Source organism: Candidatus Hydrogenedentota bacterium (assembly GCA_019695095.1).
GTDB lineage: Bacteria > Hydrogenedentota > Hydrogenedentia > Hydrogenedentales > SLHB01 > JAIBAQ01.
Genome location: JAIBAQ010000289.1, coordinates 1 through 5,310 on the forward strand (window position 1 = coordinate 1; position 5,310 = coordinate 5,310).

Below are 5,310 nucleotides of genomic sequence, written 5' to 3' on the forward strand. Positions count from 1 at the left end.
CATTACCGCCTGCGCCAACCTGAGCGATAAGGCAATCAAATCCCTTAAGGAAGCCCTTCCCAACTGCACGGTGGAAACCACCGGCGAAGTTTCTGATCTGCCGCCGGCGAGTGCCGGATGACCATTCGCGGCGGCGCAGGTTTCGACGATTTTCTCCTCGCTGTCATACGTTCTAAAAGCAACAGACCATCAATGGAACTTGGCGCTGCGACAGCCCCTTTCTTGTGCCTATCGCTCGCTGTGCGCAGTGCAACGACTCTGCAGATATCCATAGGAACTGCTGGAAATCGGCACTGCGCAAGCGAGGCGATGTTTTGTTTTCCTAAGCGCCAGTCGATTTGTGAACGGCGTGCTCACGGGCGCGCGAATCCGAGACTGACCACCCCGTCTTGAGTCCCAAGACGAACCAGCCGAGGGCCAGCACGCCTATGGCGAAGATGGTGTCGCCGATTACGCGCATCCATCTCAAGGTGTCCATCAGACCCGTCTGCATGAATTCCGCCGAGCGCGCCATCCACATGCCGTCGTTGACGCTTGCCCATGCCTGCAGAATTCCGCGCGGAAGGTCGCTCAACAACACCATGAGAGCCAAACCGATGTTGATAGACCAGAAGGCGAAGGCCAGCACGGAGGTCTTCCAGGTTTGATGGGCGGCCATGCCTTTGAGACAGAAGAGCATCAGCCCGATCGCGAGCATGCCATAGACGCCGAAGAGCGCGGTGTGACCGTGCACGGCCGTTGTGTTCAGACCCTGCATGTAGTAGAGCGCGATGGGCGGGTTGATGAGGAATCCAAAGAGTCCCGCGCCGACAAGGTTCCAGAAGGCCACGGCCACGAAACAGTACACGGGCCACTTGTACCCCGTGACCCATCCCTGCAACCGGGTAACGGAGAGGTTTCCGTAGGCCTCGAATCCAATGAGTACCAACGGGACGACTTCAAGGGCGCTGAAGACCGCGCCCAGGGCCAAAACGGCCGTAGGCGTGCCGGAGAAGTAGAGGTGGTGGAAGGTTCCGATGATGCCGCCCGAAAGAAAGATGCTGGTCGCGAAGAGTACGCCGGCCGTCGCAGTCCGTACTTTGACCAGCTTCAAGCGTGTGAACAGGAACGCGATTACCACGGTCGTGAATACCTCGAAGAATCCTTCCACCCAGAGGTGCACGAGCCACCAGCGCCAGTATTCGACGATAGCCAAGTGCGTATGCCGGCCCCACATGAGACCTGCGCCATAGAACAGCGCAATCGCGATGCAAGAGAGCGAGAACAACGCCAAAAGATGCCGGTTTGGTCCAGGCTGTCTCATGGCCGGCCACAGACCACGGCCCATCAGGAAGAGCCAGATGAAGAGTCCAACAAAGAGGAACAACTGCCAGAAGCGCCCCAGGTCGACATACTCGTAGCCCTGGTGTCCGAACCAGAAGTTCATCTCCAAACCCATTCGCTGGCGCGTTCCGTACCAGGTGCCAAACAGTGTCCCTACTACGATGACAAGCAGGGCTCCGAACAGCGCGTTCACACCGAGACGCTGAAATTTGGGTTCTCTTCCTACCACGGCCGGTGCTAGAAACAGCCCGGTGGCCAGGAATGCGGTCGCGATCCAGAAGACGGCCAGTTGGGTGTGCCAGGTTCGTGTCACCGCATAGGGCAAGACCTCGGCGAGGGGAATGCCGTAGAAGCCGGTTCCCTCCACGGAATAGTGCGCCGTAACTGCGCCCATGCAGACTTGGGTCACGATAAGCGCCATGACGACCCAGAAGTACTTCAAGGTGGCCCTCATGGAGGGCGTGGGGTCAAACGTCAGCAAGGGGTCTTGGTCGGGAATGGGAGGTTCTTCTTCCTCGCGTGCCTTCTCCGCGACGTAATACCAGGAGAGCGCACCGACTCCGGCCAGCAGCACGATGAAGCTCAGGACGGACCAGACCAGAATCGCAGGCGTCGGCGCGTTGTCGATGATTGGTTCTGGCGGCCAGTTGTTCGTATATGTGACGTCCGAATTCGGCCGGTTGGTTCCGCAGGCCCACGCCGCCCAGAAATAGAACGCGGCTAAATCGTCGCGTCGACGCGCATCGGGGACCACATCCTTCGGGATGGCATAGGCCTCGCGAAGCGCGTCCAGCGAACTATCATTGCCATAAAGCAGCTTGTAGTGCTCCGAGACCGCCTCAATGGCTTGCGCCCGCAGGTCGGATACCACCAAGTCCCCTGTGTCCGCGCGATAGGTATTGGTTCTGATTTCTCCCTTGAGGCGCGCCTTGAGTGCCGCTTGCTTCTCTGCATCAAGGTCTTTGTACGAGGCGGCGCCCAGCTCTTCTTTTGCCCAGTGCTCAAGAAGCCACTCCGACTCGCGATGGAGAAAGTCTGCCGACCAATCGGGGGCTACGTATGAGCCATGTCCCCATACCGTGCCTACCTGCTGCCCGCCGGTGGACTGCCATACGTTTTGCCCATTCCGAATGTTGTCTCCGGTGAACAGCACCTTGCCCGACGCCGAGACCACGCGCTCCGGGATAGGAGGGGCCTGCCGGTAGATTTCAACGCCGTAGTAGCCAAGCACCGTGAAGGACCCGGCCATTACCGCGAAGAGTCCAATCCATAACCTGCGATAGTTCATTTATCTTCTCTCCTTCCAGCCGCGACTACGCGGAATGTACTTCGCTAAGAACAGAGTCCGACACAAGCGCGGCACCGGCGCCGGAACGTGCCGAATTAAGCGCCTTCAAAAGGTGCTCCGGATTCACATCGAGTTTGCGGGCCGCGCTGTTAATCGTCACGTGTTTCGCCAGCGTCTTGCGCAGCACCGGATTGGCCAGCGGCGTGAAGCCATGTTCGAGGAAGACCGGCAACACGTGCGGATAGGCCTCCAAAACGTCGCCCACGCGGTTCTCGCCCACGATGGCCGCGCCGGGGAGCAGCGGCAGCCGGGTGCTTGCCTCTGATCGTTCGGATACGCGTCCATTCATGATGCGCCACAGGTGCGTTCCCCAGATTGCGAGCGCGGTCACTTCCAGCAAGCCGCTGATGCCCGCGGCGGGAAAGGCCATTTCGTGAAAGTCGGTGAGGGTCTGAAAACTAACCCTCAACGCGCATCCCAGATTGAGCAGGATGAAGGGCATCCACAGGCCCGTCAGGCTCCGCACATCGATTCCTTTCAGGGTGGGCACAACCTTGGCGGCCACGCCAACGATCATCAGGCTGATGAATCCAACCGTGATGGCATGGCGGATGGCCCCGTAGTAGGCGTGAGAGAAACCGATCTCGGCTGCGTGGCTTTGCGGCGCCCAGAGTTTCAGCAGACCGAACTGATACACGGGCAAGCAGACCATCATTGCCATGGAAATGAAAAGCCATACGTAGGCCATTCGAAGGAACTTCAGGCTGCGGTCGCTTTCTTCGGACCGCGTGTGCAAGCGCCATCCCAGAACGAGGTATGCGAGCGACACGGCCATCACGATCACCGACCCGTACCACAACCCCACCCAGGCGTGCCCTATGCGCCGCATGAGCACAAATCCAACCGCCTCGCCGATAACGGTCATATTCAGAAGCGCCAGGACTACGAGACTGCGGCGAGGATTGGGTGCGGGCAGGCCGTAGAAATTGTGGAAGATCCGTTGGCTGACTCCCAAAATCATCAGCATGGCAAACCCATGAATCTGCAAATCGCGAAGCGGAGCCTGCCATGTCGACACAATCGTCAACAGTGCGTCTCGACTCGGCGCGTAGGACGTCGCCACAAAGTACGCCGCTTCGTAGGCTGCCTGGGCTACGAACCAGCCCAACGCGCTGAGGATGTAGTAATCGTAGAAGGCAAGTGACTTGCCCGAACCTCGCAGGGTCCGCCAAATCACCCAGACGAACGTCCCGATTGCCGCTATCTCAAGAATCGACCCGAATATACCTACCGGTATCAGATAGGCATTCGTTTCGAGAAAGGCCTGTGAACCTGAGCGAAGGACGATACCCGATAGCATCAGCCACAGGGTGGCCAGCGCCAACCGGGGATGCGCGAGCGACGTGTGTTTGAATCGCGGAAACGCCTGGTAGGCGAAACCCATCACAAACAGACCAACCCACCCAAAGATTTGCGCATGACCGTGCGCGTTGACTTCGTTGAGTCCGACCGCCGTAAAGGACTTCAAAATGCCGATGCGCAGAAGCAAGTACGCGCCCCAAGCGGCCCCAAGGGTAAGGACCACTGCGATGCCGGCTTTGAAGAAGGGTTGATAGATACTGTCTGCAATGCTGTCGGATGGAGCCTGGACTCCTTCGCTTTCCGTTCCTTTCTGCAACGCATCGTTCAGTTCAGCGAGCAAGTCATGCAGTGGCACATCGTGCGCCCTGGCAAAGAACTCCAACGACTCCATCGGTCCGAATTCTCCACCGCAACCGTGCAGTCCATACCGGTCGAGAACCGGTCTGAGTTCGGGTGCCGCGCGTAGCAATTCCGGAATCATCATGTCCTGCGTGATTGCCTGCTGTTTGTCGTCTAGGTTCCCCATAGCCCGCCCTTTCGTCATGAATTGCATGTGTTTATCCGATTTATGGTCAAAAAAAGGCAATCCTCTGCCTACACGGAAATCCGGTGCGAGACGAGGTCGGCCAAGGTCGATTCCTTCAGCATCTTAAGATACTGACTTCGAACATCAGCCCACTTGTAATGCATTGCGCACGGCCCGTCGGGTGAACAGGCTTTATTACCCATGAAGCACCCTTCCCAGCGACTGACACGGTCCACCGGCTCCACTACGTCGAAGAGCGTGATCGTGTCGGGGGTGCGAGCCAACTGGAAGCCGCCACCTTTTCCTTTTTGTGAGCAAACCACCCCGGATTGAATGAGCCCCTGCAACAGCTTTCCGAGGTAGTTTTGGGGGGCGCCAATTTTCTCCGCGATATGACCGGCCCCCTGGAACTCGCCTGGACGCTCCGCCAATGCTGCGACGGCCTTCAATGCGTGTAGCGCGGTCTTGGAAATCATTTTGAACTCCTTAATCGCATGCAATTATACCTTTATAGATCCCGACTGTCAAGCGGTCCTTCGCGCTCAAGTGTACGGAGATTGAATCGAAGTTGCGGTAGCGCGCGTACATCGCAGCGGTAAGCCAGGAAAGGCCGTCGTTTAAGCCTGCCCGAGGACAGGCTCTTACTCGCTACGCTGCACGGGGAGCCGTTACGCTTCCGGAATTCAACGCAAAGATAAGATGAGAAGGCCGGTCCTCCGACGCAGTGCGATAAACTCGCCTGCAAAGTTAAACGGCACCGAGGTGCCATCAGGAGGAACCGGCCATGAGCAAGTATAGAACATCTGTTGGT

The 5,310-nt window shown here is 58.1% G+C and carries 3 protein-coding genes; all 3 read right to left on the reverse strand.

Annotation, left to right across the window (positions count from 1 at the left end; genetic code table 11):
• Window positions 1–322 precede the first annotated feature (322 nt).
• The 3 genes from K1Y02_24975 to K1Y02_24985 all read right to left on the reverse strand — a co-directional run bounded on the left by K1Y02_24975 (window position 323) and on the right by K1Y02_24985 (window position 4,975).
• Window positions 323–2,611: a nitric-oxide reductase large subunit gene (locus tag K1Y02_24975; GenBank protein MBX7259634.1), complete on the reverse strand. Its 2,289-nt coding sequence runs from the start codon at window positions 2,609–2,611 to the stop codon at window positions 323–325.
• A gap of 25 nt (window positions 2,612–2,636) precedes the next feature.
• Window positions 2,637–4,499 carry a DUF1858 domain-containing protein gene (locus tag K1Y02_24980; protein MBX7259635.1) on the reverse strand — a complete coding sequence of 621 codons (1,863 nt, stop codon included), beginning with the start codon at window positions 4,497–4,499 and terminating at the stop codon, window positions 2,637–2,639.
• 68 nt (window positions 4,500–4,567) lie between these two features.
• Window positions 4,568–4,975: an Rrf2 family transcriptional regulator gene (locus K1Y02_24985; protein ID MBX7259636.1), complete on the reverse strand. Its 408-nt coding sequence runs from the start codon at window positions 4,973–4,975 to the stop codon at window positions 4,568–4,570.
• Between the last annotated feature and the right edge of the window lie 335 nt (window positions 4,976–5,310).